General features: G+C 71.9%; 19 protein-coding genes. 13 read left to right on the top strand and 6 right to left on the bottom strand.

Going from position 1 to position 26,328, the window contains the following annotated elements; all coding sequences use genetic code 11:
* Window positions 1–125 precede the first annotated feature (125 nt).
* Window positions 126–1,151 (bottom strand): helix-turn-helix transcriptional regulator, encoded by a 1,026-nt coding sequence (locus tag IE239_RS13600; protein WP_190149540.1) that lies wholly within the window; start codon window positions 1,149–1,151, stop codon window positions 126–128.
* 62 nt (window positions 1,152–1,213) lie between these two features.
* On the opposite strand from IE239_RS13600, the gene IE239_RS13605 reads away from it, so the two are divergent.
* The 5 genes from IE239_RS13605 (at window position 1,214) to IE239_RS13625 (ending at window position 7,886) form a co-directional block, all read left to right on the top strand.
* Window positions 1,214–2,779: an MFS transporter gene (locus tag IE239_RS13605; RefSeq protein ID WP_190149541.1), complete on the top strand. Its 1,566-nt coding sequence runs from the start codon at window positions 1,214–1,216 to the stop codon at window positions 2,777–2,779.
* A 297-nt stretch (window positions 2,780–3,076) separates the two neighbouring features.
* A complete protein-coding gene (locus IE239_RS13610; protein WP_190149542.1) occupies window positions 3,077–3,838 on the top strand; it encodes a DeoR/GlpR family DNA-binding transcription regulator in 762 nt (253 codons plus the stop codon).
* Between the two features lie 26 nt (window positions 3,839–3,864).
* Entirely contained in the window at window positions 3,865–4,812 is a 948-nt protein-coding gene (pfkB, locus tag IE239_RS13615; RefSeq protein WP_190149724.1) for a 1-phosphofructokinase, read from the top strand.
* 421 nt (window positions 4,813–5,233) lie between these two features.
* Window positions 5,234–7,360 carry a PTS fructose transporter subunit IIABC gene (locus IE239_RS13620; RefSeq protein ID WP_190149543.1) on the top strand — a complete coding sequence of 709 codons (2,127 nt, stop codon included), beginning with the start codon at window positions 5,234–5,236 and terminating at the stop codon, window positions 7,358–7,360.
* Between the two features lie 253 nt (window positions 7,361–7,613).
* On the top strand, window positions 7,614–7,886 hold the full coding sequence (locus IE239_RS13625; RefSeq protein WP_190149544.1) for a hypothetical protein: 273 nt from the start codon (window positions 7,614–7,616) through the stop codon (window positions 7,884–7,886).
* A 19-nt stretch (window positions 7,887–7,905) separates the two neighbouring features.
* Here the strand turns inward: IE239_RS13625 and IE239_RS13630 are convergent, their stop codons facing one another.
* Window positions 7,906–8,652 carry a DUF6227 family protein gene (locus IE239_RS13630; RefSeq protein WP_190149545.1) on the bottom strand — a complete coding sequence of 249 codons (747 nt, stop codon included), beginning with the start codon at window positions 8,650–8,652 and terminating at the stop codon, window positions 7,906–7,908.
* A 437-nt stretch (window positions 8,653–9,089) separates the two neighbouring features.
* The gene (locus tag IE239_RS13635) at window positions 9,090–10,118 is read right to left on the bottom strand and encodes a P1 family peptidase (RefSeq protein ID WP_190149546.1); all 1,029 of its coding nucleotides are present in this window, start codon (window positions 10,116–10,118) and stop codon (window positions 9,090–9,092) included.
* A 407-nt stretch (window positions 10,119–10,525) separates the two neighbouring features.
* Between IE239_RS13635 and IE239_RS13640 the strand changes: the two genes are divergently transcribed.
* From IE239_RS13640 to IE239_RS13655, 4 genes are all read left to right on the top strand, one after another.
* The gene (locus tag IE239_RS13640) at window positions 10,526–12,286 is read left to right on the top strand and encodes a DUF4012 domain-containing protein (RefSeq protein WP_229878091.1); all 1,761 of its coding nucleotides are present in this window, start codon (window positions 10,526–10,528) and stop codon (window positions 12,284–12,286) included.
* Between the two features lie 422 nt (window positions 12,287–12,708).
* A complete protein-coding gene (locus IE239_RS13645) occupies window positions 12,709–14,499 on the top strand; it encodes an SDR family NAD(P)-dependent oxidoreductase (protein WP_190149548.1) in 1,791 nt (596 codons plus the stop codon).
* Complete coding sequence (locus IE239_RS13650) at window positions 14,496–15,224, top strand: sugar transferase (RefSeq protein WP_229878080.1); 729 nt, start codon at window positions 14,496–14,498, stop codon at window positions 15,222–15,224. Before IE239_RS13645 ends, IE239_RS13650 begins: the two co-directional genes overlap by 4 nt.
* On the top strand, window positions 15,217–16,380 hold the full coding sequence (locus IE239_RS13655) for a DegT/DnrJ/EryC1/StrS family aminotransferase (protein WP_190149549.1): 1,164 nt from the start codon (window positions 15,217–15,219) through the stop codon (window positions 16,378–16,380). The genes IE239_RS13650 and IE239_RS13655 overlap by 8 nt, the downstream gene beginning before the upstream one ends.
* Window positions 16,381–16,652: 272 nt before the next feature.
* On the opposite strand, the gene IE239_RS13660 is transcribed toward IE239_RS13655, so the two are convergent.
* A complete protein-coding gene (locus IE239_RS13660) occupies window positions 16,653–17,360 on the bottom strand; it encodes an acetyltransferase (RefSeq protein ID WP_190149550.1) in 708 nt (235 codons plus the stop codon).
* Window positions 17,357–18,664, bottom strand: coding sequence for a glycosyltransferase family 4 protein (locus IE239_RS13665; protein WP_190149551.1), 1,308 nt, complete (start codon window positions 18,662–18,664; stop codon window positions 17,357–17,359). The genes IE239_RS13660 and IE239_RS13665 overlap by 4 nt, the downstream gene beginning before the upstream one ends.
* Window positions 18,665–18,743: 79 nt before the next feature.
* Between IE239_RS13665 and IE239_RS13670 the strand changes: the two genes are divergently transcribed.
* Genes IE239_RS13670 through IE239_RS13685 form a run of 4 tightly spaced genes read left to right on the top strand, consistent with a single transcriptional unit; the run spans window position 18,744 to window position 25,300 of the window.
* Complete coding sequence (locus IE239_RS13670; protein WP_190149552.1) at window positions 18,744–21,923, top strand: O-antigen ligase family protein; 3,180 nt, start codon at window positions 18,744–18,746, stop codon at window positions 21,921–21,923.
* Window positions 21,920–23,146 carry a glycosyltransferase family 4 protein gene (locus IE239_RS13675; protein WP_190149553.1) on the top strand — a complete coding sequence of 409 codons (1,227 nt, stop codon included), beginning with the start codon at window positions 21,920–21,922 and terminating at the stop codon, window positions 23,144–23,146. Before IE239_RS13670 ends, IE239_RS13675 begins: the two co-directional genes overlap by 4 nt.
* Window positions 23,143–24,117: a D-glucuronyl C5-epimerase family protein gene (locus IE239_RS13680; RefSeq protein ID WP_190149554.1), complete on the top strand. Its 975-nt coding sequence runs from the start codon at window positions 23,143–23,145 to the stop codon at window positions 24,115–24,117. The genes IE239_RS13675 and IE239_RS13680 overlap by 4 nt, the downstream gene beginning before the upstream one ends.
* Window positions 24,104–25,300, top strand: a complete 1,197-nt coding sequence (locus tag IE239_RS13685; RefSeq protein WP_190149555.1) for a glycosyltransferase family 4 protein — start codon at window positions 24,104–24,106, stop codon at window positions 25,298–25,300. The genes IE239_RS13680 and IE239_RS13685 overlap by 14 nt, the downstream gene beginning before the upstream one ends.
* Window positions 25,301–25,371: 71 nt before the next feature.
* Here IE239_RS13685 and IE239_RS13690 read toward each other — a convergent pair whose 3' ends face one another.
* Window positions 25,372–26,316, bottom strand: a complete 945-nt coding sequence (locus IE239_RS13690; RefSeq protein WP_190149556.1) for a glutaminyl-peptide cyclotransferase — start codon at window positions 26,314–26,316, stop codon at window positions 25,372–25,374.
* Between the last annotated feature and the right edge of the window lie 12 nt (window positions 26,317–26,328).

Here is a 26,328-nt window from a genome sequence, read left to right on the forward strand (position 1 = left end):
TCGCCGGGTCAGGCAGGCCAGGCGGGTCAGGCGCGCCAAGCGGGCCAGGCAGGCAGGACGGGCTGAGTTGGTCCGGAGGGTCAGGCGGGCCGGGTGGCTCGGACGGGTCCTGCGGGCCCGGTGGGCTAGGAGGATGCCGCCGCTCGGCCCAGTCGTTCACCCAACTCTCTTACGCAGTCGACCAGTTCGCGAGGTTCCCGGACCGAGAACTCGTAGCCCAGCATCGCGAGTCGCACCGCCACCCACTCCACCGGGTCACTGGTCGACCCGCGCAGTCGGCAGCGCCCCTCGCGGGCGTCGCCCTCGCTCCGGTCGCCCTCGCTCCGGTCGCCGTCGTGCGGGGGGTCCGGGGTCGGTGTTCCCAGCCAGGACGGGAGGCGTGCGGCGACGAGTTCGGCCGGCGCCTCGACCGTGACGTCGTACTCGTAGGTGCGGGCGTCCGCGCGGCCGTGGATGGAGCGCCGGAGGTACTCCGCCGCGCTCCCCGTCGGCAGCTCCCGCGGAGCGAACCGCGCTCCGGTCGCCAACGGGTCCCGGACCCGGTCGACCCGGAACGTCCGCCAGTCCTGGCGGTCGAGGTCGTACGCCACGAGATACCACCGCCGGCCCGTCGACACGAGCCGGTAGGGCTCGGTCAGCCGACGCGACTCGGTGCCGTCCTTGGCGCGGTAGGCGAACCGCAGCCGCTCCTGGCCGGCCACCGTCGACGCCATGACGGTCAGCGTCTCGGGGGCGATGCTCGCGCCGTCCCCGCTGGTCAGCGGTGTGGTGGCGGCCTGGAGGGTGGAGACACGGTGGCGCAGCCGGGCCGGCAGCACCTGTTCCAGCTTGGCCAGGGCCCGCACGGAGGCCTCGTCGACGCCCTCCAGCGCGTGACCGGCCCCCGCGCGCAGTCCGACGGCGATCGCGACGGCCTCCTCGTCGTCGAGCACGAGGGGCGGCATCGCCTTGCCCGCGACCAGCCGGTACCCACCGTCCGAGCCCATGGTCGCCTGCACGGGATAGCCCAGTTCACGCAGTCGGTCGATGTCGCGCCGGACCGTGCGGCGGGACACCCCGAGGCGGCCGGCGAGCTCGCCGCCGGGCCATTCGCGGGGCGTCTGGAGGAGGGAGAGGAGCTGCAGCAGCCGAGCCGGAGTGTCCGTCGTCATGCATCCGAGGATGCCGTACGAGTAGGACATGATCTGACCTACTGCCGTCCTACTGTCACATCATGACCTCCACGGAGACCTCAACCGAGACACCGCCCGCCTTCGAGACAGCCCCTGAGCCGACCCCGGGCGACCGGCGTCGCTGGTTCGCGCTCGCCATCGTGATGACCGCGGCCTTCATGGACCTCGTCGACGTCACGATCGTCAACATCGCCATCCCCTCGATACGGCAGGACGCGGGCGCCTCCTGGAGTCAGATCCAGTGGATCACCGCCGGCTACGCGCTCGCCTTCGCCGCCGGACTCATCACCGGCGGCCGGCTCGGCGACATCCACGGGCGCAAGCGGCTGTTCCTGCTCGGCATCGGCGGTTTCACCCTGGCTTCCGCGCTGTGCGGCTTCGCCGCCAACCCCGAGATGCTGGTCGCCTCGCGGATTCTGCAGGGCGGCATGGCGGCGATGATGGTCCCGCAGGTGCTGTCGATCGTGCACGCCACCTTCCCGGCGCACGAGCGGGGCAAGGTGTTCGGGCTGTTCGGAGCGATCGTGGGACTGGGAGCCGTCTCGGGTCCGCTGCTCGGCGCGCTGCTGACGGAGTGGAACCTGTTCGGGCTGGAGTGGCGGCCGATCTTCCTGATCAACCTGCCGGTCGGCATCGCGGGACTGATCCTCGGCAGCCGTTTCATCACCGAGTCGAAGGCGCCGAAGGCGCTGAAGCTGGACATCGTCGGCGTCGTCCTGGTCACCCTCGGCCTGCTCATGCTGCTCTACCCGCTCACCCGCGGTCGTGAGCTGGGCTGGCCGGTATGGGGGTACGTGTCGATGGCCGGCGCGCTCGGCGTCTTCGGGGCGCTGGTCGCCTACGAGCGGCGCAAGGGCGCGCGGGACGGCTCACCGCTGGTCGAGCTCTCCCTCTTCCGGGTGCGCAGCTTCGCGGCGGGCGTCGCCGTGCAGACCGTCTTCGGGATCGCCCTCGGCGTGTTCTTCCTGGTGTGGACGCTTTACATGCAGACGGGCCTGGGCTGGAGCCCGATGAAGGCCGGTCTGACCGGGGTCCCGTTCTCGATCGCCGTATCGACGGCCGCCGGAATGTCCGTCCAGAAGCTGACCCCGCGCTTCGGTCGCAAGGTGCTTCAGGCGGGCGCCCTGACCATGGTCGTCGGTGTGCTCCTCTACATCTGGGAGTCCGAGCGCTACGGGCTGGGCATCGCTCCCTGGCAGATGGCGTTGCCACTGGTCGTCATGGGCGCCGGTATGGGGCTGATCTTCGCCCCGCTGACCGACGCGGTGCTGTCGGAGGTGCCGCGTGAGCACGCCGGGTCGGCGTCCGGGCTCATCAACACCGTTCAGCAGATGGGCAACGCGCTCGGTCTGGGGCTCGTCGCGGTCGTCTTCTTCGGTGAGATCGGCGACCGGCTGACCGCGTCCGAGGTGGGCCCGGCCTTCGTGAACGCCTTCCAGCACGCCCTGGGCTGGGTGGCCCTGGTGATGTTCGCGATCTTCCTGCTGATGTTCGCCCTGCCGAAGCGGCCCGCGCTGCACGTGGAAGGCGCCACGGACGGTTCGGACGCCACGGGCGGCTCGGACGCGCCCCCCGCCGAGGAGCGGGAACGCGAGTTCGCCGTCTGAGCCCATGGACCCAGCCCATGAACCCAGCCCATGGGGCCAGCCCATCAGCCGCTGGGTTCATGAGCGCCTGGGGATCCGAGTCCCGTCGAGGGCCCGTCACTGCAACGGTGGCGGGCCCTTTCGCCCTGTCCATGGCCCTCACGGTGTCCGGCGGGCCGGCAGAGGAGCCCCGGCTCGGAAGTCCGTTCATGCCCGAATCGAGTCCGAACCTGTTTACTTTCCGGAAATCCGGGCGTAGCCTCCGTGGCGAAAACACAATTTCGGGCATGAACGGGTATCGGCGGGAGAGGAACGGGCATGTACGCACCGGAGCGGCAGCAGGAGATCCTGCGGCTCGCCCGTGACGGCGGACGGGTCGACGTCCTGTCGCTGGCCGAGGAGTTCCAGGTGACGGCGGAGACGATCCGCCGTGATCTGAAGGCCCTCGACCGGGCCGGCCTGGTGCGCCGCGTCCACGGCGGAGCCATCCCGGCCGGACGCCTCGACTTCGAACCGGACCTCGCCGAACGCGAGGGCACCTCGGCCGACGAGAAGGACCGCATCGCCAAAGCCGCCCTGACGGAACTGCCCTCCGAGGGCACGATGATCCTGGACGCCGGCACCACGGTCGCGCGGCTGGCCGCGGCCCTCCCGCTGGAGGCCGAGCTCACCGTCGTCACCCACAGCCTGCCCATCGCCGCCCGTCTCGCGGACCACCCCGGCATCCAGCTCCATCTCATCGGAGGGCGCGTGCGTCACCGTACGCGCGCCGCCGTGGACGCCTGGGCGCTGCGCGCGTACGGCGAGATCCGGGCCGACGTCGTGTTTCTCGCCGCCAACGGCTTCTCCGCCGAGCACGGGCTCACCACTCCCGACCTCGCCGAGGCCGCGGTCAAGCGGGCGGCCGTCGCCGCCGCCCGTCGGGTCGTCCTGCTCGCCGACTCCGCCAAGTACGGCCAGGAGCACTTCGCCCGCTTCGGCGACCTGGGCGACGTGGACCTGCTGATCACAGACAGCGCACTGAGCCCCGACGACGCGGCCGCGATCGAGCGCGGCGGCACGGAAGTGGTACGAGCATGAGCGGCACCGGCCCGAGCACCGCGGGCGTGATCCTCACCGTCACCCCCAACCCGTCCCTCGACCGCACCTACGAGGTCCCCTCCCTCGACCGCGGCGAGGTCATCCGAGCCACCGGCGAGCGCATGGATCCGGGCGGCAAGGGCGTGAACGTCTCTCGCGCGGCGGCCGCCGCCGGGCGGCGCACGATCGCCGTCCTGCCCCTGGGCGGTGCGCCGGGCGCGCTCGTCGCCGACCTGCTGGACGCCCAGGGCATCGAGGTCGCGCCGGTCCCGGTCGCCGGACCCACCCGCTCGAACATCGCGCTCGCGGAGTCCGACGGCGTCCTCACGAAGATCAACGCGCCCGGTCCGGAGCTGTCCGCCGAGGAGCAGGAGCTGCTGCTGGAGACGGTGCGCGAGCAGTCGCGCGGCGCCGACTGGATCGCCTGCTGCGGCAGCCTGCCCCGCGGGCTCGCGCCGTCCTGGTACGCGGAGGTGGTCGCCCGGGCGCACGCCGGAGGCGCCCGGATCGCCCTGGACACGTCCGGACGGGCGCTCCTCGAAGCCCTGCGCGAGCGGCCCGACGTGGTGAAGCCGAACGCCGAGGAACTCGCGGAGGCGGTCGGCCGGCCCCTGGCCACCGTCGGCGATGCGGTGAAGGCGGCCGAGGAGCTGCGGGGGATGGGCGCCCGCGCGGTGCTCGCCAGCCTGGGCGCCGACGGACAGCTGCTGGTCGAGGACTCGGGCACCTGGTTCGGGAGCGCGCGCGTCGACGTCGTCCGCAGCAACGTGGGCGCCGGCGACTCCTCCCTCGCCGGGTTCCTCATCGCCGGCGGCAGCGGCCCGGCGGCGCTCGCCTCGGCCGTGGCGCACGGCGCGGCCGCCGTTCAGCTGCCGGGCAGCGTGATGCCCACCCCGGACGACCTGGACCCGGCGGCTGTGACGGTGACGGCCGACGTGCCGGTGGACCGCGAACTGCGGGAGCCGGTGTCATGAGGACGGCCCCCGCGTGGCCCGCGCGGCCCGCGCCGCACAGCGGACCGGCGGCCGAACAGCGGCGCGCCTCCCAGGCGACCGCCGCCCGCTACGGCCGGCAGGGCATCCTGAGCCGCCCTGCTGACCAGGGGAAACAGGACCCGAACCCGCCTGTGACCCCGGGGAGGCGGGGCTTCCCCGGCCCCGCCTCCGTCCTCCCCCCGTTCCCCCGCCGCGTATCCCCCGCCCTGCTTCCCACCCCCCGCTCCACTCCTCCTTCCACCCCCCGCTCCACTCCTGCCTCCACCCCCCGCTCCACTCCTGCCTCCACCCCCCGCTCCACCTCTGTCTCCACCCCCCTCCCCGTCTCCACTCAACTCCCCGTCCCCACCCTCGCCCACCACCCCACGCCCCGGGCGATACGCGTGCGAAGGAGCCCGCGATGAGCGACATGATCACCGCGGACCTGGTCGATCTCGACCTGTCCGCCTCAACGAAGGAAGCGGCGGCGCGGTCCCTCGCCGAGCGCATGGTGGCCCTGGGCCGGGTGACCGACCTGGAGGGCTTCCTCGCCGACGTGGCCGCCCGCGAGGCGCAGATGCCCACCGGCCTCGACGGCGGCATCGGCATCCCGCACTGCCGGAGCGCCCATGTCACCGAGCCGACGCTCGCCTTCGGGCGCAGCGCCGCCGGCATCGACTTCGGCGCGGCGGACGGCCCGGCCGACCTGGTCTTCCTCATCGCCGCCCCCGCCGGCGCGGACGACGCCCATCTGACGATCCTGTCGTCGCTGGCCCGTCAGCTGATGAACGCCGACTTCACCGACGCGCTGCGGTCGGCCGGCGACCCGGCGACGGCGGCGGCGCTGATCCGCGGCGACGAGCCCCCTGCCGTCGAGCCCCGGTCCGCCGAGACGTCCTCCGTCGCGGCGTCCTCCGTCGAGGACGAGGGCGCACCTTCAGACTCCGTGTCGGCGTCGGCGGCGGCCTCCGCCGACGCCGACACGGCCCCCGCATCCGGCCCGGCGCCCGCCCCCGCCGCCGAGACCGAGCGCTCCGAGCGTCCTTTCCGGATCGTCGCCGTCACCTCCTGCCCGACCGGCATCGCGCACACCTACATGGCGGCCGAGTCCCTGGAGAACGCGGGCCGTGAGGCTGGCATCGAGCTGGTCGTCGAGACGCAGGGTTCGGCCGGCTTCACCCGGCTCGACCCGGCCGTCATCGCCGCCGCCGACGGCGTGATCTTCGCCCACGACGTCCCCGTGCGAGACAAGGACCGCTTCGCGGGCAAGCCCACCGTGGACGTCGGCGTGAAGGCGGGCATCAACCGTCCCGCCGAGCTGATCACCGAGGTGCGCGGCAGGGCTGCGCGCGGTGAGGTGACGGCCGGGTCGGCTTCCGGGACGCCCGTCGAGCGGGCGGGCGATTCCACCGAGGGCTACGGCACCAAGCTCCGCAAGTGGCTGATGTCCGGCGTGAGTTACATGGTCCCGTTCGTCGCCGCGGGCGGTCTGCTCATCGCGCTCGGCTTCGCCGTCGGCGGATACAAGATCAACAAGGCGCCTTCGGTCATGGACCACTTCGTGTGGACCCAGTCCGGCAGCTGGGCCGCGCTGCTCTTCCAGATCGGTGTCGTCTCCTTCGGCTTCCTGGTCCCGGTCCTGGCCGGCTACATCGCGTACGGCATGGCGGACCGACCCGGACTCGTCCCGGGCTTCGTCGGCGGCGCGATCTCCGTCACCATCAACGCCGGCTTCCTCGGCGGTCTGGCCGCCGGTCTGATCGCCGGTGGTGTGGTGCTGTCGATCCAGAAGGTGAAGATCCCGGCGTCGGTGCGCGGCATCATGCCGGTGGTGGTGATCCCGCTGATCTCCTCGGCGGTCGTCGGATTCCTGATGTTCGTCGTCATCGGGAAGCCCATCGCCTCGGCCCAGAAGGGCCTGACCGACTGGCTGAACGGCCTCACCGGCTCCAACGCCGTGCTCCTCGGCGCCCTGCTCGGCCTGATGATGTGCTTCGACCTCGGCGGACCCGTCAACAAGGTCGCGTACACCTTCGCCACGGCGGGGATCGCGGTCGCCAGCCCGAGCGACTCGGCGATGAAGATCATGGCCGCGGTGATGGCGGCAGGCATGGTCCCGCCGCTGGCCATGGCTCTGGCCACGACGGTCCGCGGCAAGCTCTTCACGCACGCAGAGCGTGAGAACGGCAAGGCGGCCTGGGTCCTGGGCGCGTCCTTCATCTCCGAGGGCGCGATCCCGTTCGCCGCTGCCGACCCGCTGCGCGTCATCCCGGCCTCGATGCTGGGAGGCGCGGTCACCGGCGCCCTGTCGATGGCCTTCGGCGCCACGCTCCGCGCCCCGCACGGAGGCATCTTCGTGGTCCCGCTGATCGGCAACCCGTTCCTGTACCTGATCGCCATCGCGGCGGGCGTGTGCGTGACGACGGCCGTGGTCGTCGTCCTCAAGGGCCTGCGCAAGCCGGCCCCCGGCACGGCAGGTCCCGGAACGGCGGGAGACGCCGCCGCGACCGCGACCGCGCAGCAGACGAAGCAGCCGGTGGCCGCGTAGCCCCCTCGCCGCTCGGCGCCCTCATCGCGCGGCCCCCTGGCCCCTGCCTCTGCCGCTCGGCCCTCTGACCTCGCCGCCCCGTCGCTCTGCGCCTGGGCGGCGAGGCCGTCCGCTCGCCGCCTTCCGTGCCCGCTCCGCAGACTGCGCGGACCGGGCGCAGCCACCCGTTGGGCATATCGGCCGATCTGCGTGGCCTGCGAGATACGTCACGGTCCGGGGCCGAAGTCCCGGACCGTGGTGTGTACTGGGCGGTATGCCCGTGTATCTCGCGCCCGCCCAGCTGACGGCTCTCACCGTTCTCGCCGTGGCGTCCGTCGCCTGGCTGTTCGTCCTGACCCGGGTCCTGCGCCGTATGCGGGCACGCGCCGAGGCTCACGCGGCGCTCCATGCCTTTCCCGCCCTCCCCGCGGCCCCAGCGCTTCCGCGCCAGGAGACGGCCGGACCCCGCCGGGAGACCGTCGAGCTGACCACGGCGGAGGAGGACGCCTTCGCGGGCCTGGTGCGCCGACTCGGCGACCGCCGCTGACCCCGGCGCCGGACGCGGCTCAGGAAACCTGTGCCGCCCGGCGCTCCATCGCGTCCCGGGCCGCGGCCTCGGACGCGTACACCTCGCACATGTGCCGCCCGTCGGGCGTCGCCGTGTGCTCGACCTCCCACAGGGAGATCTCCCGGCCGTCACGCAGCAGGAACGCGTGCTCGTACAGCGAGTAGCCCAGACCGATCCGGCCCGCGCGGCAGGGACGCCCGAAGGCCTGCGTGATCTGGTGCGCGGACGCCGACCTCAGCAGTGCCGTCGTGGCCGCGTCCGGCCGGTCGGGGTTCTCCGCGCGGCGCAGCAGGCGACGCGCATGGTCCGCCGAGTCGTCCGGCACGTACACATGGCGGGGGGCCGGAACCGGCGAGAGCTGTACCAGCACCGGCAGTTCGAAGTCCGGCGCCTCGGACGGCAGCGGCAGCCGGGCCGTGGCGGCGCGCAGCTCCTCCTCGTCCACGTACACCTCGTGCTGGGGCTCGCTGCCCGGGGCGGTGTTGTGCACCAGCTCCCACAGCGTGAGCGCGCAGCCGTCGGCCAGCAGCCAGGTGTGCCGGTAGGTCTCCCGGTGCAGGCCCGCGCTGTGGTGCGCGGAGTGCAGGGAGCTGTCGTGGGCGAGTGCGCAGTCGAGCCGCTGCAGGGTCTCGTCGGGCAGCTCGAAGGAGTTCAGGGCGCGACCGAGCAGTCGCGCGAGGTGCTCCTCCGGAGACTCGGGCGACTCGGCTGGTTCGTACGCTGTCGTCTCGTACGGAACGCTCAAGGTTTCTCCCGGCGTTGCTGCATGTCACCTTGTGGGTGCATACCGTAGCCCCTCGGTCGGACATCATGTCCGGGAACCGAGAAAACCTACGCCGGAGAAAACGCCCGGGCCACGCGGATGGTTCCCGCACGACCCGACGTCACCTCGGAAACCGCCGGTCAGACGCCGCTTCCGGCACTCGCGGAGGCCCTTGCGCACCCGGCGCGCGGGGCGCTCCGCACGCTCGCCTCCCTTCCGTTGCGCGGGGCGCTCCGACGTGCCCGTTGCTCGTGATCAGCGGCGGATCGTGGTGAGCGGGGTGCTTGGGTGTACGGGGTGAGCGGGGGGCTCGCGGTGGCGGTCACGCGCCGCTTCCGGCGGTCCGCTCCGCCCACGACGTGTTCCCTCCACGGCGTGTTCCCTCCACGACGTCCTTCCCGTCGTCGTCCGTCTTCTCGTCACCGGCCGCCGTACAGCTCCCCGTACGACGGCCAGGCTCCGCCCGGACCGTTCACGGGCTCGGCGGCGCGCACGGCACGGACGATCGCGCGGGTCACCACGTCCGCGCCCGCCGCGAGGACCTCGTTCAGGGCGAGCGGGTTGCCGTGGGCGAGCTGCCGGGCGCCCGTCGCCAGCGAGAAGACGGTGTCCCCGTCGTTGAGCATGTGCACCGGACGCACGGCGCGGGCGATCCCGTCGTGCGCCGTGCCCGCCAGCTTCTGCGCCTGCGCCTTGGACAGGTCGGCGTCGGTGGCGACCACCGCGAGAGTGGTGTTCAGCGGTGGCGGCGCGTTCTTCGCCGCACTCTCGGCGAGCCGCCGTCGCGCGGCCTCGTGCACCTGGGCCTCCGGGTACGTGACGCGCCCCTGGAACAACTCCCCGTACAACGCCCCCGTCTCCGGATCCAGCACCGAGCCCACGGCGTTCGCCACCACCAGCGCGGCCACGGTGATCCCCGAGTCGAGGACGACGGCCGCGGTGCCCACGCCGCCCTTCAGCGGCCCGACCACCGCACCCGTCCCCGCGCCGACGCACCCCTGTGCCACCCGCGCCCCGGGTTCGCTCGCCGCGGCAGCCGTCACGGCCGCCAGACCGGTGGCCGCGTCCGGCCGGGCCCGGAAGTCGCCGCCGCGCCCCAGGTCGAAGACGCAGGCGGCCGGCACCACCGGCACGACGTGCGTCGGGTCCGGGCCGACACGGACGCCGCGCCCCTGTTCCTCCAGCCAGGCCATCACCCCGGACGCGGCGTCGAGCCCGTACGCGCTGCCGCCCGTCAGCACGATCGCCTCGACCTTCTGCACCAGGTTGCGCGGATCGAGGGCGTCGGTCTCCTTGGTGCCGGGGCCGCCGCCGCGCACATCCACCGCGGCCACGGCGCCGCCTTCGGGCGCGAGGACGACCGTGGCGCCGGTGAGCCACCCGTCACCGGTCCGCGTCGCGTGGCCCACCCGCACGCCGGGGACGTCCGTCAGAGCGTCAACTGTCATGGCAGCCAGTCTCACCCCGCGAGCGTCGGGCCCGGTGGTGTCGCGCCGGACCGGGCGGATCCGGCGGGGCGAGGGCCACGACGACACGAGCCGTATGACGGGAGAACGCCGCGCACGGTCCGTGCATTCACGGGGTGAAATTCCCCCGGAGACCGACGCTTAGGCTGTCCGGGCCCAGTTTCCGGCCCCTGGCGCGGTGAAGTTTGCGGCGAGTCCTGGTGGCTGTCATTACTGATGCGACCCGAATAACCGGTTCTTTGTGGAATGGAAATCCTTCGATTCAAGGGTAGGAAATGACGGCAGGGAAGGATCCGGCGTCCGGCCTGGAGGGCCCTGCGGAGAGGGAGCCGGCAGAGCGACCGCACGGGTGGGCCTTTCAGCGGGGCGGACCGCGTGCGCGGGTGCTCATGGCTGTGATGGCTCGGCGTGGCAGCCGCCGGGCATTCTTCTGGGCTGCGGCGGTCGTCGTACTGTTGTCCGCCGCGTCGGCCGGTTGCCTGCTGTGGGAGATCCGCGCGGTCCAGGGCAATCTCGCCGCGGCCGAGGCGGCCACCTACCGAATCAGCACGGAGATGGTCCGGCATCGTCAGTCCGCGAACGAGACGTTGAGTTCCCTCCGGAAACACACGGCGGCCGCCCGGAAGGCGGCCAGTACGCCGGTGTGGGGCGTGGCCGAGAAACTCCCTCTGATGAGCCCACCGCTGCGCACTGCCCGGGGGCTGAGCGTCGCCGCCGACGAGATGGCCACCGGAGTGCTGCCGGAGGCGTTGCGACTGCAGCAGATGCTCGCGTCCGGCCAGATCGTGCACAACGATCGGGTCGACCTCCACCGGCTTTCGGCGGCCACGGAGCTGCTGGGAAAGGTTCACCGTCAACTTGCCGGAATTCAGACAGGGTTGAGTGGCCTGCCCGGCTCGACGGCGGTCGGTCGCGTCGACAGGGAACGGCAGCGGCTGTCCGACCGCCTGGCCGGCCTTTCCGAGTCGGTCTCCAAGGCCGAGAAGACGACGCGACTGCTGGCGCCTGTTCTGGGCGCCTCGGGGCCACGTTCCTACTTCGTCGCCTTCCAGAACAATGCCGAGGCCCGGGGGACCGGCGGGCTCGTCGGAACCTTCGGTATCCTGACCGCCGATCACGGCCGCATCACCTTGCACGACTTCGCGTCGGACGACACGCTGCCGCAAACCCCCACCCCCGTGGCGGACTTCGGGCCGGCGTTCACCGGCCGATACGGACCCGCCGAGAGCGCGCAGGGGCTGGCCAATTCCAATCTGTCCGCTCACTTCCCCTATGCGGCGCAGATCTGGGTGGGACTGTGGCAGCGGCATACGGGCCGGCGACTCGACGGGGCCATCGCGACCGATCCCGTAGGGCTCGCCCATGTCCTCGAAGCCACGGGACCGGTCCGGCTTCCGGACGGAAAACGGCTGACGGCGGCGAACACGGTAGAGCTCACCGAGAGCACCCTCTACGCGTCTCACAGCAACATCGAACGCAAGCGTTTCCTGGTACAGGTCGCACAGTCCGTCGCCGCCGCCCTGCTGAACGGCCACCCCGATTCCGGGGCTCTCCTCCGGTCGCTCCGGCAGAACGCCGATGACGGCCGGCTCCGTGTGTGGACCAGAGAGGCCTCCACCCAGTCGGCGCTGGAGGAAGCCGGGCTGGCGGGCGAAGTTCCCCAGAGAACAGGGCCTTTCGCCTATCTCGTGGTCAACAATTCCGCAGGCAACAAGATGGACTACTACTTGGGACGTTCGCTGACCTACGAACTCGGTCCCTGTGAAGGCGGAACCCGGTCCAGCGTGGTGCGGATCAAGCTGACCAACGCCGCTCCCGCCGCGGGTCTGCCCGCCCTGGTCACTCTGCGCTCCGACGATCCCGGGCACCCGCACCCGCCAGGGTCCACACAGGTCTGGCTCTCGCTGTACGCCAGTTCCGGCGCGCGGTTCACCGGCGCGACTCTCGACGGGCGGCAGCTTCTGCTGTCGTCGGCCGAAGAACGCGGGCACCCGGTCCTGGGCGCGCAGGTGGAACTCCTGCCCGGTAGATCGCGAGAGGTGGACGTGCGTCTGCTGGAACCGGCTTCGGAGCGCTCCCCCGTCGTCCCCGTGCAGCCGCTGGCGCGGCCGCAGCACACCAAGGTGTTCGTCCGGCCGTGTGCCAAGTAGTCGGCCCGCCCGGGCCGGCTTCTCGTCCGGCCTGTGGACTTTGAGCGAACGTGAACGGCTCACGCGCGCCCTGGACAGACGCAGCGGTATTTCACCCAGCCGTTCAGGCGAACACATACCCGAAAGACGGGTCCGTGAGGGTGAGTAATTTTCGAATACCACCCGATAGGACGCGGCAGCGTCGGTGGATATCCCATCAGCAAAGTGCCCAAATAGACCTCTGTCAACTGACATCCTGCTGATCGGGGTTCACCTTGCGTGGGGAATGCGCCGGCAATGACAAGCTGGCAGTGATTCATCCGGCCGTTTTCCGAGCCGCACAGGAAGGCGAAGCCCGGCCGGGTGGGCGCTCCGGCGTCGCGGCCTGGCACCGTCGGCCGGCCCTGCGAGCCGCAGTGGACGCGATCGCCTGGACATTCGGCATGTTGGTCGCCGGTCTGACCAGCCGCAGTGCTTCCGACCCGCCCGTGGACCCCGGCGATCTGGTGATCGTCTGTGCTGTCGCCGGGGCGGCGGCGGTACTGGCCGGGACGGTGTGCGGGCTCTACTCAGGGCGCTATCAGGCGGAAAGCGGCGCGGAGTTGAGCGCGGTGCTGGTCTCCGCCGGGCTGACCGCGTTGCTTCTGGAGGGCATCTGTCGAGCAGAGTTCGCCCTGGTGGGCGGCAGACCGGCCACGGCCGGCCTCGCCGCCCTGGTCGGCGTGCTTGCCACGATCACCGTGCGGGTCGCGGTCGCGGCCGTTCAGCGCAGACCGAGACGGCCTGCCCCGACCGCCGTCAAGGTCATCGTGTTCGGTGCGGGCAGCGCCGGAACGCAACTGGTGCAGCGGCTGGTCGGTCAGCCCGGCGCCCGGTATCAACCGGTTGCCCTGCTGGATGACGACCCCGGCAAGCGGCGACTGCGGATCTGCGGCATCCGGGTGCGCGGTGGGCGGGAGCGACTCGCCGAGGTCGCCGCGGAGACCGGGGCGACGGTCGTCGTCATCGCCATTGCCGGCCGGTGCCGTGACGGCCGGCTTCTCCCCGAGCTGGCCGCCCTGGCCGAGTCGAACGGCCTGATCGCCAAGGTGATCCCGCGCGTCGAGGAACTGGTCGCCGGACCGGCGCGGATCGACGACGTCCGCGATCCGCGGATCACCCAGCTGCTGGGGCGCGACCCGATCTGCCTGGACCTGAAGTCGCTGGCCGGTCGTTTCGCCGGACGCCGCATCCTCGTCACCGGCGCAGGCGGCTCGATCGGTTCTGAACTGTGCCGCCAGTTGCACCAGTTGGGTCCCGCGTCGCTGGTGATGCTCGACCGGGACGAATCAGCCCTGCACGCGGTCCAGCTCGCGCTGCACGGCCGTGCACTGCTCGACTCCGACGAGGTCGTGCTCGCCGACATCACCGATGCCGCCCGCGTCAGCGAGGTCTTCGCGCAGACCCGCCCGGAGATCGTGTTCCACACGGCGGCCGTGAAACACCTTCCGCTGCTCGAGCGGTATCCGGGCGAGGCGTTGAAGACGAACGTGGCCGGCACGCTGAACGTGCTGCAGGCGGCCGCGGCCTGCGGCGTGCGGTCGTTCGTGAACGTCTCCACCGACAAGGCGGCCGACCCGTCGAGCGTTCTCGGGACCTCCAAGCGGATCACCGAGCGGCTCACCGCCCACATGGCCGTTGAGTTCCCCGGGACCTGGGTGTCTGTCAGATTCGGGAACGTCCTGGGCAGCCGGGGTTCGCTGCTCGGCTCACTGTCCGCGCAGATCGCCGCGGGCGGCCCCGTCACCGTGACTCACCCGCAGGTCGCCCGGTACTTCATGACGGCCACGGAGGCGGTCCAACTGGTGCTGCAGGCCGTGGCCGTCGGCGAGAGCGGTGAGGTCCTCGTCCTGGACATGGGAGACCACGTCCGCATCGTCGATCTCGCCCGTCGTATGGCCGCCGCGGCATCGCGGCAGGTCGAGATCGTCTTCACCGGACTGCGGCCCGGCGAGAAGCTGGTCGAGGACCTGCTGGGCAGGGGAGAAGCGGACCACCGGCCGAGGCATCCGCTGGTCAGGCAGGTGCCGGTGCCCGCGCTCGATGCCCAGAAGGTCACCGGCATCCGTCATCTCACCGCTCCCGATGAGGTACGCGCCGCCCTCGCGCTCCTCGCCGCCTCGCCCGGCCCCGACGAGCCGGACGGCCGGCCCGTGCTGCACGGCCAGCCCGGAAGGGCGGAGGCCAGCAGATGACCGCCCCGCCCATGCCGGGCCGGCGCCGGGCAGGCTCGGTGATCCCGAAGGAGCGCAGTGCGCTTCCCGGCGGCGCCGTGGCCGACAACCAGGCGCCTCCCCGCAGTTCGTACCGCGGCAAGCGCATGCTGGACCTGGTCGTGGTCGGTCTGATCATCGTGCCGGCCGCGCTGCTCTGCGCGATCGCCGCGCTGGCCCACCTGCTCGCGCACGGCAGACCCGTCCTGTTCCGGCAGCAGCGGGTCGGCCGCGACAGTCACCCGTTCGTCATGCTGAAACTCCGTACGATGCGGAACGTTCCGTGCGACTCGCAGAGACCAGGCGACGCCGATCCGGCTCGGGTGACCGCGGTCGGACGGGTGCTGCGCCGCACGTCCCTCGACGAGTTGCCCCAGCTGGTCAATGTGCTGCGCGGAGAGATGAGCCTGGTAGGTCCTCGGCCGACGCTCTCCTACCAGGTGCGCCGGTACACCGGTCGTCAGCGTCAGCGGCTGCTGGCCGCCCCCGGCCTGACCGGCCTGGCGCAGGTGCACGGGCGACAGCGCCTGAGCTGGCCGGAGCGCATCGAGTGGGATCTGCGGTACGTCCGCCATCAGAGTTTCTGGCTCGACCTGGCCATCTTGTTCCTCACCGTCTGGACGGTCCTGGCCAGAGGTGGAGCCACCGTCGCCCACAGCAACGACCCGATCGCCGGCACACCAGAAAGGATGCTCTCAGGTGCCTGACAGCAACGTCCGGATTCGGCTGGCAAGTCCCGACCTCGGCGAGGAGGAATGCGAGGCGGTGTACCGGGTCCTGCGCAGCGGCGTTCTCACCAACGGCCCCGAGAACGAGGCCTTTGCGCAGGAGTTCGCCGACCGGCACCGGGTGCGGTTCGGCGTGACGTTCTGCACCGGCACGGCCGCGCTGAACGCGATGTTGCTCGCCGAGGGAATCGGCCCCGGCGACGAGGTGATCGTCCCGTCGATGACCTTCGTCGCCACCGCGACATCGGTGTGCCACGTCGGGGCCACTCCGGTGTTCGCCGACATCGACCCACGAACGTTCAACCTTGATGCGGCATCGGTCGCGGCCCGGATCACCCAGGCCACCCGAGCGGTCATGACCGTGCACTACGCCGGGCAGCCCGGTGACCTCGACGGGCTGGCGCGGGTGTGCGCCGCGGCAGGAGTGCCGCTGCTGGAGGACGCAGCGCAGGCGGCAGGCGCCGAGTACCGGGGCAGGCCGGTCGGCGCCTTCGGACGCTCGGCCATGTTCAGCTTCACCCCTTCCAAGAACATCACCACCGGTGAGGGCGGCATCGTGCTGACCGACGACCCGGATGTCGCGAAGCGGCTGAGGCTCCTCCGCAACCACGGTCAGACAGGCCTGTACCGGCACGAGAGCCTCGGCCACAACTGGCGGCTGACCGAGATGCAGGCCGCGATCGGCCGGGTGCAGCTGGGCAAGCTGGACGGCATCCTGGAGCGCAAACGGCTGATCGCGGAGTCGCTGACCCGGCGGCTGACCGGCGTCCCCGGTCTGACCACGCCGTACCAGGTACCCGACACGCGGGGCACCTGGATGCTCTACACTTGCCTGCTTCCCGGCATCCGCGACCAGGTGCTCGCCGACCTGCTGGACCAGGGCATCGAGGCCCGCATCTACTTCCCGCCGGTACACCGGCAGCCGGTCTTCGCCGAGCGGGCCGGCGGTACGGGGCTCGCCGCGCCACTGCCGGTGACCGAGGCCGTCGCCGAGGCGATGCTCTCACTGCCGGTGCATCACCGGCTGACCGAGGCGGAGGTGGCCGAGATCGCCGACGCGGTGATCACCGCCGTCGGCCGGGCAAGCGCGTCAGCGAAGGTCACGGCCCGGCCGATGCCGGTCGGCGCCCGGTGACCGCGCGTCACGCGCCCGGCGACTGAGTCCTGGTCACCGCCGTGCCGACGCCCTGCGTGCGGCGGTGACCCACCGGCTCGCTGCCCCATGAGGGCATGGCGGCGGCCGACGCTGCCGACGCAGGAGAAGCGGCACGGTGGTCCCTCGGCTGGGACGGAGGACGGACGCCGAACACGGCTGTCATGACCGCCATGCGCCACGACGACGCTCCTGACGGCGATGAACAAGCCGTCGGACCGAGTCGCCGCCGTGGCAGCTCACGGATCCCCTGCTCAGGCCGGACGGTCCGGGCTGACGGTCAGGGCTTCCGGGCCGGTCTTCGGGCCCGGCTGAGCGGCGTGGGGCTCGGGCGCCGACGACCGGGCCGATCCGCGGGACCTCGCGGGGATGCCGACGACCAGTTGACCGGCGGGGACGTCGCGGGTCACCAGCGCCGCGGCGCCGACCATGACGGACGGCCCGATCCGGCGGCCCTGCAGCACGGCGGCGTTGCTGCCGACCGTGGACCCGGCGCCGACGGTCACGCTGCCGGCGACATTGGCCCCCGGCAGGATCGTCACGAAATCCTCGAGCACCGTGTCGTGACCGATGCTGGCCTGATAGTTGACCTGGACATGTGCGCCGAGGACGGTGCCGGTGGAGATGAACGTCTGGCCGAGCACGACACAGCCGCGCCCGATCCTGGCGCCGGGGGAGACGATCGCACGCGGGTCGATCACTGTCGCCGCGCGCAGGCCCCGACCTTCGAACTGCCGGGCCAGCCTGCGGCGCACGTCGGCGTCGGCGATCGCGACCACGAACTCGTCCCGCTGCCCGCCGGACGCGGCCAGCTGGCCCGGCAGCAGCACCGGACAGCCGTCCAGCGCAGCGGCTGCCGGGTGCTCGTCCACGAAGACCACCTCGGGCGTCGCGGCTGCCGCCCGCACCGCGTCCAGCGTCTCCCTGCCGAAGCCTCCCGCACCCACGATGTGCAGCGTCACAGCCGCCCCTCCGTCACAGGCCCTTCGCCCCTCGCCGGTTCCGAGACGGCGGTGAGGAACGCGTCCGCCAGCGCGGTCATGCCGTGATGCCGGTAGACCCAGCGGCGGCCGCGCTCGCCCATCCGCTCCCGCTCGGTCCCGCTCATCGCGGCCAACCCGGCCAGCGCGCCGGCCATGTCCGCCGGTGACTCGGCGGGCACGCACACGCCGCCGCCGGATGCGTGTACCGGGCTGCCGGGCGCGTTGCTCGCGAACAGCACCGGCTTGCCGGACGCCAGGTAGTCGAACAGCTTGTTGCTGCTCAGGCCGTACTTGAAGACCGCGACATCACGCAGGCAGAACAACGTCACATCCAGCTCGGCCAGCACGTCCGGCACGGCCCGCTTCGGCACCGGCGGCCAGAACAGCACGTTGTCCAGGCCGTGCCGGTGCGCGAGCCGTTCGCACGCGGCCTTCTCCTGGCCGTCGCCGACCATCACCACGGCCACCTTTGGGCGGCCGGCTGCTCGCAGCTCCGCCGCGGCCGCGACGATGGTCGCCACCCCGTTGGCCGGCCCGTGCGAGCCGATGTAGCCGGCGGTGAGACAGCCATCCTTGCGAAAGCGCCTGATCCGGTCGATCAGGTCGGCGGCCTGGTTCCCGGGGGCCGGAGTGCTCCGGTCGGCCGACTGAACCGGATCCCCCGGCCGGGGGTGGTCGGCGATCCCGTTCGGCACGTAGTGGATCTTGTCGGCCGGCACGCCACGGGACTGGAGGTAGCCGGCGGCGCCGGGAAGCAGACAGATCACGGAAGACGCGCGCCGGCAGCAGAAGGACTCGGCCAGCCGGAGCAGCCGGGCAGGCACGCCGTTCGCGCGCAGCGCGCCCATGTCGATCAGCGTCTGCGGCCACAGATCGCGTACCTCGACGACGAAGCGGGCACGTCGGCTGCGGGCCGCCAGCCAGGCGGCGAGCACTGCGGCCAGGTGCACGGACGAGCCGACGATCACATCCGGCCGGTTCAGGCGGCGCTGTGCCGAGAGCACCCGGACCGCGTAATGGATCATGTTCAGCACACGGCCGTACCCGTTGCTGGTGTAGGGCGGCGTGCGCACCCAGACGAAGCGGACGCCGTCGATCGTTCGGACGGCCCCTTTCTCGCCGGGCGCGAGCCGTTCCTCGCGCCTGCTGAAATGGCTGAAACTGCTGGCGAAGACGGTGACTTCATGCCCCCGCGCCGCCAGCACCCGGCCCAGCTCGTAATGCCGGGTGCCGGCGGCGCAGTCGGGCGGCGCCGCGTAGTGGTTGAAGATCCAGATCCTCATGTCCTCACCTCCGCCGAAAGCTGCCCCGCCACCGACGGCGGCCGGGAGTGAGCTCGCACCGGCCCCGTGAGGTTCGTCGATGAGCCTGACGGCGATCCTGACGGCGGCCGTGCCGTCACCGGGCGAGCTGCCGCGCGTCACGAGCCGGCTCGACGAACCGCGGACGAGCGCCGACCGCGATGGGCGCCTCCCCAACTGCGTTTCCCCGTCCCGCCTGGTCGTCAATGCCGCAGAGGCCGTTCCCCGGGCGTCCGGCCATGCCGACGGTGACCGGCCCGGCTTTCGAGAAACCTACTACTCAACGTGTTCTCATGGCTACTTTCCGCTACTCATGCCGCTACATTGTGCCTGCATGCCGAGGCGTCGAGAGCATCCGCCGCCCCCAGCAGCACCGTTCCCGACTTGCGACTCCGGAGGGCATTCCCTGGTGCTGTCGATCACGAGAAGTCTCCGCGTCCGGCTGCCGGGGGTAAGCCCGGCGGCGATCGGGGGAACGCTGGCCACGCGAGTGCTGGCAACGGCGATGAGCTTCGCGGCGGGCGTCATCGCGGCCCGGGACCTGGGGGTGCAGGGCAGGGCCACGTTCGCGGTCATGATCTCGGTCCCCACCGTGCTCAGCATCGTCGCGGTCCTGGGCATGGACAACGCCAACGCCCGGTTCGCCGGGACCTCGCACACCGCGTTCCGGCAGATCGTCCGTTGGAGCGTGGTGTTCTCCCTGGTTCCCGGTTCGGCGCTGGCGGGGCTGTGGCTGCTGGTCGGTCGTCTCTGGCCGGTCGCGCTGCTCGGCGTGCCGTTCGGGTCGGCGGTGGCCGCTGCCGTCATGTGCCCGGTGACCTTGCTGACCACGCTGCTCGGCACGGCGGAGATCGGCCGGGGCCGGGTCAGGACGTACAACCTCGTGAGCAGCGTCCCCGCGGTCTGCCACCTCGTCGGAGTCTGCGGCCTGCTCGCCGCTGGATCGCTGACCCCCATGAGCTGCTTCCTGTCGGCGCTGGCCGGGCAACTGCTCTGCGCCGGGACGCTGTTGATCGCGGCCACCGCCCGGGTCCACGACGACGGTGAACCGGTGTCCGCCCGGACCTTCGGCAGCTTCGCCATCAAGGCCTATCTCCCGAATCTCATCCATTACGGATTGCTGCGCCTCGACGTTCCGGTGATCCAGCTGCTGGCCGGGGCCTCGGCTGTCGCCATGTACGCCGTGGCGCTGCCCCTGGCCGAGGCGATGTTCCTGCTGCCGAGTGCGGTCGCGCTGGTGATGTTCCCCGCGGTCACGTCGGGCGCCGTCGACGCCCGGGCGGCGGCCAGGATCGCCCGGACCGTGTTCGCTGCCGCCGCCGTGTCGGCCGCCGTGGCCGCGGCGCTCGCCCCCGTCCTGATCCCGGCGGTCTACGGGCGGCCGTACTTCGGCGCCGTGCACGTGATCTGGGCGATGCTGCCCGGCCTGGTGCTGTTCAGCATGGGCCGCTCGCTCCAGGCGTACCTGGCGGCTGCCGACCTGCTCAGGCCGGTGATCGCGGCGACCGTGATCGGTGCGATCGTCAATGTCGTGCTGCTCGCGGTCCTGACCCCCCGCTATGCCGCGGTCGGCGCCGGCGCGGCCGACTCGGCCGGGTACCTCGTGTTCGCGGTGCTGATCGGCCGCGGCGCGCGGCTGGGCTTCCGCGTCCGCCGGCGCCGTCCGGCCGAGCCCGCCACCCTGGGGAGGAGGACCGCCCCTGCGCGCCCGTCGACCGGGCGACGGTCCGTCAAGACGGTCGGCGACCGCTTGCGGGGGGCGTACCCGAGACAGGCCGGGTCCCTTGTGTTCAGCCGAGTGCCCATGGCCGCGGCGGGACTTGTGACGGTGGCGGGCGCCGGCTGTGTCGCCGTGGCGTACGGCCCCGCCCTCAGCCCGGCCGACGTCGTCGGCGCCCTCGGCGCCGTCGGTGCCGCGATCCTCGTTCTGGCCTGTCTGCTGGTCCCGGACGCGGGTCTGTACGTGCTCGCAGCCGCGATCCCGCTCTCGCAGTCGGACGCCGGCACCTCGTTGATCAGTCCGAGACGGCTGGCCGCTCTGATGGTCGTCTGCCTGGTGGGCCGCGTCGTCCGCGGCAGGGAGATCGCATGGCCGAAGCTGATCGGCACCCTGATCACCGTCGGCACGGTCGGCTATCTGGTCGCCGCCGGCGCCGTGATCGGCGACGACGATCTGCTGGGCGCCGGCAGCTGGCAGTACCTGCTGCTGGTGTGCGCGCCGCTGCTGCTTGTGCCACTGATCGCCGGACCGGGACCGGCTCTCGACCGGGCGCTCCTGGTGTTCTGCTGCGGCAGCGTGATTCTGGCCCTGATCGAAATCGTTCAGGCGGGATCCGTCTTCGCCATGAAGGGGGATCTCACCCCTGCCGACACCGCCGTTCTGGCCATCACTCAAGAGGGCGCCGCCAACCACAACGCCGTGGGCGCCCTGTTCGTCATGGCCGCCGCGGTCCTGCTCCGGCGCTGTTCCGCCGTCCGCAAGGGCCTGCCGCGGCTGGCGACCGGCGCCGGGGTCGTCACGCTCGCCCTGGGCGTCGCGTACTCGTTGAGCCGCGAGGCCTATCTCGCGGGGATCGCGGTGATCGCGCTCTACGCGGCACGCAGGTCGCTGCGTGGCGTCCTGGCCCTGGGCGTCGGCGCGGCCTGTCTGGTTCCGCTGCTGCCCGCCGCGATCGCCGCCCGGTTCGGCTCGATCCTCGGCGGCGCTCCCGACGCCAACTCCGCGGTGCGGATCGATCTGTGGAGCAGCGCACTGCGGATGTTCGAGGCGCACCCGGTCTTCGGCGTCGGCTATCTCAACTTCGCCGACCAGTTGCCCGCCTACTACCGAGCCACCGGTGATTACGAGGTCATGTTCCTACAGCTGCCGCTTCTGGAATTCGCGCACAACACCTACCTGACAGTGCTCTCGCAGACCGGCCTGGTGGGCGCGGTCGGGGTCGGCTCCCTTGCCGTGCTCGGCGTCCGACGGGCCCGGCGCGCGATCCGCTCCGGTGATCCCGCGGGAGAGGCGGCGCTGCTCGCCATGATCGGGGTGGGCATCTGCTCGCTGTTCGGCGAGGTCCTGCTGGTTCCTCCTCTGCTGGCCGGTCTGATGCTGATCATCCTGGCTGCGAGGCCGGGTGCGGCCGAGGCGCCGACGCCGCTGCCGCCACCGGCGCCGCCACGGCTGCCGGCGCCGGTCTTGGCGTCGGTGTCGGTGTCGGTGGCGGCACGAGCATCCGCGGCGGTGGCGCGATGAGTACGTCCGAGATCGGGAAACCCCCACGGCCGCTGCGGATCCTGCAGATCACCTCGACCGCCGTCGGCGGGAGCTGGTTCCACGATCAGGTGCGCGGCCTGGCCGAGCTGGGCAACGAGGTGTGCGCGGTGCTGCCCCGCGAGGGCCCGCTCGCCGACCGGCTGCGCGAGATCCGGGGCGTCCGCGTGGAGATCATCGCGTTCGGACTGTCCCGTCGGATCAGACAGTTGCCCGGGCTGATGGCTGCGCAGTGGCGGCTGACGAAGTTCGTCCGGGAGTACAAGCCGGATGTCATCCATTCGCATCTGATCATCGCCATGCTCGCGGCCCGAGTGGCGTCGGCCGGCCACCGTTCGGCGCTGGTCGTGTCGCAGGTTCCCGGACTGGTGCATCTACGGATGGCGCCCTTCCGGATCCTGGAGTGGCTTTCGCTGCGCCGGGACGATCTGGTGCTCGGGTCCTGCCGGGCCATCGCACACCGCTACCGGGCCATGGGTGCGCGGTCGGTCGCGGTCAGCTACTACGGCTGCGACGTCCACCGCTTCGACCCGGCTACCTCGCCGGAGCCGTTCCGCCGTGAGTTCGGGCTCGCCGACGACACGCCGGCCGTCGGCATGGTCGCCTACATGTATCCGAGCAAGTTGCGGGAGTTCCGTCAGGTCGGCGTCAAGGGGCATGAAGTCTTCATCGACGCCGTCCCGCTGATCCTGCGGCAGAACCCCGAAGCCAGGTTCTTCGTGGTCGGCGACGAGCTGATCGGTGACGGGGAGTACCGGCGCGAGCTGGAACGCCGCGCCGCCCGGCTCGGCGTCGCCGACCGGATCAGGTTCACCGGCTTCCGGTCCGACGTCAGCTCCGTCATGGCCGGGCTGGACGTACTGGTGAACCCGTCCATGGACGAGTCCGCCTGCTACACCGTGGTGGAGGCGCTGCTCATGCGCAAGGGCGTGGTGGCGACCGAGGTCGGTGGCCTGCCGGACACCGTCCGGCACGGCCGCACCGGCCTGTTGGTCCCGCCCGCCGATCCGACGGCACTGGCAGAGGCCGTGAACGCCCTGTTCGCCGACCCCGCAGAGCGTCTGCGCATGGCCGGCCGCGGCCGTGAACTCGCGCTCCGGCAGTTCGACATCGCCGGAACCGTGAGCCAGGTGAACGACCTGTACCACGAAGCACTGGCCGCACGGGGGCAGCGCGGGCCGCTCCGCGGGGGGAGACCGGCGTGAAAGACAGGATGCGGGCCGGAACGACGCTGGTCGGTATGGCGGGGAAGGCGGTACGCGATCTGCGGCGGCCGAGCTTCCCGGTCGACGTGACGGCGCTGCGGGGTGACACGCCGGCCGGCCGGCCGGGCAGGTACCCGCTCGACCTGCGGCCGATGACCGCCGGGAGCGTGCTCGACCACGAGCGCCTGGTGGTGACCCGTGCCGCGACCGGTGAGACCTACCGGAACCCGGTCTCGGTCAGCCTCTACGCGCTCGCACAGCACACCGGCGCGCTCGCCGGCAGCCGACGCCCCGCGGTCCCGGACGAACGGACGACGGGCATTCAGGCTCTGCTGACCCAGGCCCGCTGGCTGCGCGCCGGCCAGGACGGCAACGGCGGCTGGCGCTATCCCGTGCCAGTGCCCCGCTACGGGGTGCGCCCGGGCTGGTACTCGGCCATGGCCCAGGGCCTGGCGGTGTCCGTGATGCTGCGCGGGTATGCCGCGACCGGCGAGCGGTCCTTTCTCGACGCGAGTGAGGGTGCGGCGGAACTGATGCTCCGGCCGCTGGCCGCGGGCGGTTGCTCGCATTACGACCGACTGGGGCGTCCTTTTCTCGAGGAGTGTCCCTCGGAACCGGTCAGCCACATCCTCAACGGCGCGGTGTTCGCCCTTTTCGGGCTCTGTGAGCTGAGCCGTCATCAGGGAACGGCTGTCCACGAGCGGGCGGCGGACCGGCTCCGCGACTCGCTGGCCGAGTTCGACCTGGGGTACTGGACCAGATACGACCTCAGGCACCCGGCGCCCGCCAGTCTCGCCTACCACTGCCTGCACACCGCGTTGCTGACCGCGGCCGGAGGAGTGCTCGCCGACCCGCGATGGCCGGCGGTGGCGACCACCTGGGACCGCTACACGCGGAGCCCCGCCGGACGGCTGCGAGCCGCGGTGGGCAAGGGACGTTTCGTGCTCAGGGAGCGCCGTGCCGGATCGTGATCAGGTCGTGCGACGGCTGGGCACGGGCGGTCCGCCCGCCGCGCCGCTGCGCGTCGCCCTGCTCGCGCCGGCCACGTCGGCGCACACCCGGCGCTGGGCGGACGACCTGGCCGTGCGAGGGCACGAGGTCACCGTCTGCAGCTGGCATGAGCCGGGTCTGCGTCCCGAGGGCTGGCGAGCCGTCTCCGTCCCGCCGGGAGCGTGCCTGCCGCTGCGGGCGGTGCGCGCTGGACACTGGCTGCGTCGCGAGATGCGCAGGGTGCGGCCGGATGTCGTCCATGTCCATTCGCTCGGCCTGCACGGGGCGCTCTCCCTTCTGCTGCCGGCCGGCCCGGCGGTGCCGGTGGTGATCACTCCGTGGGGCTCTGAACTGCGGGCGGCGGACCGGCATCCCGGCCGGGCGTCGGTCGCCCGGCTGGCCCTCCGGCGGGCCGACCGCGTGGTGCCGACCTCCCGGGAGGTGGCCGAGCACGTCGAGAGCCGCTACCGGGTTCTCCGCTCACGGATCACGGTTCTGTCCTGGGGAGTCCCGGACGTGCTGCTGGATGCCGGGAGCGACGTCGATCCCCGGACGACGCGCGCGAGGTACGGCATTCCGGCCGGGGCCACGGTCGTGCTGTCGGTCCGCAGCACGTCGGAGGTCTACCGGACCCACGAGATTCTCGCGGCGTTCACGCGTGTCGCACGCGTCCGGACCGACCTGTTTCTCGTGCTGCTGGCGGGGCACCGGCCGGCTCATGCCGCCGCCGGACGTGCGCAGCAGGAATATCTCGACGCTCTGCGCGCCCGAGCACAGCAGCTGGCCGGCCGGGTCACCGTCATCGACCAGCCGCTCCGCCAGGCCGAGGTGTTCGGTCTGATGCGCGCGAGCGATGCGGCGATCTCGGTTCCCGGGGCCGACCAGCGAAGCTCATCGGTGCTCGAAGCCGCGGCTGCCGGGTGCCGACTGCTGCTCTCCGACATCGCGCCCTACCGGGAACTGGTGGCGGACGGCCTGCTCGCGGACCTGCTTCCCGATCCGCTGGTCGGGTCGTTGGCTGATGCTCTCTCAGGCACGGGGCCGCTGGAGGCCGCGGATCGTCTGGCCAATCGTGAGCTGATCAGCCGGACCGAGCGCGGCTCCCTGAAGGTCGCCGAACTCGAAGGGCTGTACAGGGACCTGGCTCGTGCGGGGACAGCGTGATCAGGTCACCCGTGGGCGGCGGGCCGACGCGGAGCGTCTTGTGCCGGAAGGAGTCACCTCCCGCCGCCGGTTCAGCGGGCGGTTCGGGTGGGTGACGGTGCCGGAACAAGGGCGACACGGAACATCTTGGGCCAGAACTTGCCGGTGACGAGGAACTGGTCCGTTCCGGGGACGGCCGCGATGCCGTTCAGGGCGGAGCCGGGGACGAGTTCGTCGGCGGGCAGGAGGCCGGACGCGTCGATGCTCGCCGTCACCGTGCCGGTGACGGGGTCGATGCGCACCACCCTTTCGGTGGGCAGCACGTTGGCGTAGACGGCGCGGCCGGCACACTCCAGCTCGTTCACTATCGTCACCGGCCGGCCGTCTTCGGTCACGGTGACCTCGCCCGTCTTCGCGAGGGTGCGCGGATCGCGGAAGGTCAGTTGTGCCGACCCGTCGCTCGTCACCAGCCGCCGCCTGAGGCGGTCGAAACAGATGCCCCAGCCTTCGCCGGGGTAGGGGAGGCGACGCAGCTCCCTCAGCGTCGTCGCGTCCCGCTCGATGGCGACCCCGTCCCGCCAGGTCAGTTGCCACAGGGTCCGACCCAGCAGGGTGATCCCCTCACCGAAGAGAGGAGCGGGAAGGCCGGCGCGGGAAGTGGCCGGCTTGCCAGGGGGACCGGACCGTACGGCGGACCGGCCGGACAGCCCGGTTCCCTCGTAAAGCGTGCCGCCCGCCATCTCCAGGCCCTCGGTGAACGACTTCGGGTCGTGGGGGAGGGTTTCGAGGACCCTCAGCCGCAGATGCTCGACTCCGTGGGAGTCGGCCTGAGGCCCGCCCATGTGGCTTCGGCCGGCCGGATCGGCGGACAGCGCGTTGCCGGCCCGCTGGGCCGCGAGCGGCTCCGGTCGGGTGAGCAGCGCGCCGGCTGCGATCCGGCCGGAGCCGGTGACCAGCAGCGCGGCGACGGCCGGCAAGGTGTAGGCCAGGACGAGGCGACGGCCCGCCGCCCTGCCGGAACGCCGTGGCCGCCACATGCGCACTCGTGA

It is taken from the genome of Streptomyces humidus (assembly GCF_014649655.1).
In the GTDB taxonomy this organism is placed as follows: Bacteria; Actinomycetota; Actinomycetes; order Streptomycetales; family Streptomycetaceae; genus Streptomyces; species Streptomyces humidus.

Coding starts and splice junctions, on each gene's coding strand:
- IE239_RS13670 (WP_190149552.1), top strand. CDS start 18,744: ATGAGCCTGACGGCGATCCTGACGGCGGCCGTGCCGTCACCGGGCGAG.
- IE239_RS13640 (WP_229878091.1), top strand. CDS start 10,526: ATGGCTGTGATGGCTCGGCGTGGCAGCCGCCGGGCATTCTTCTGGGCT.
- IE239_RS13625 (WP_190149544.1), top strand. CDS start 7,614: ATGCCCGTGTATCTCGCGCCCGCCCAGCTGACGGCTCTCACCGTTCTC.
- IE239_RS13605 (WP_190149541.1), top strand. CDS start 1,214: ATGACCTCCACGGAGACCTCAACCGAGACACCGCCCGCCTTCGAGACA.
- IE239_RS13620 (WP_190149543.1), top strand. CDS start 5,234: ATGAGCGACATGATCACCGCGGACCTGGTCGATCTCGACCTGTCCGCC.
- IE239_RS13645 (WP_190149548.1), top strand. CDS start 12,709: ATGTTGGTCGCCGGTCTGACCAGCCGCAGTGCTTCCGACCCGCCCGTG.
- IE239_RS13690 (WP_190149556.1), bottom strand. CDS start 26,316: ATGTGGCGGCCACGGCGTTCCGGCAGGGCGGCGGGCCGTCGCCTCGTC.
- IE239_RS13635 (WP_190149546.1), bottom strand. CDS start 10,118: ATGACAGTTGACGCTCTGACGGACGTCCCCGGCGTGCGGGTGGGCCAC.
- IE239_RS13600 (WP_190149540.1), bottom strand. CDS start 1,151: ATGACGACGGACACTCCGGCTCGGCTGCTGCAGCTCCTCTCCCTCCTC.
- IE239_RS13665 (WP_190149551.1), bottom strand. CDS start 18,664: ATGAGGATCTGGATCTTCAACCACTACGCGGCGCCGCCCGACTGCGCC.
- IE239_RS13610 (WP_190149542.1), top strand. CDS start 3,077: ATGTACGCACCGGAGCGGCAGCAGGAGATCCTGCGGCTCGCCCGTGAC.
- IE239_RS13675 (WP_190149553.1), top strand. CDS start 21,920: ATGAGTACGTCCGAGATCGGGAAACCCCCACGGCCGCTGCGGATCCTG.
- IE239_RS13650 (WP_229878080.1), top strand. CDS start 14,496: ATGACCGCCCCGCCCATGCCGGGCCGGCGCCGGGCAGGCTCGGTGATC.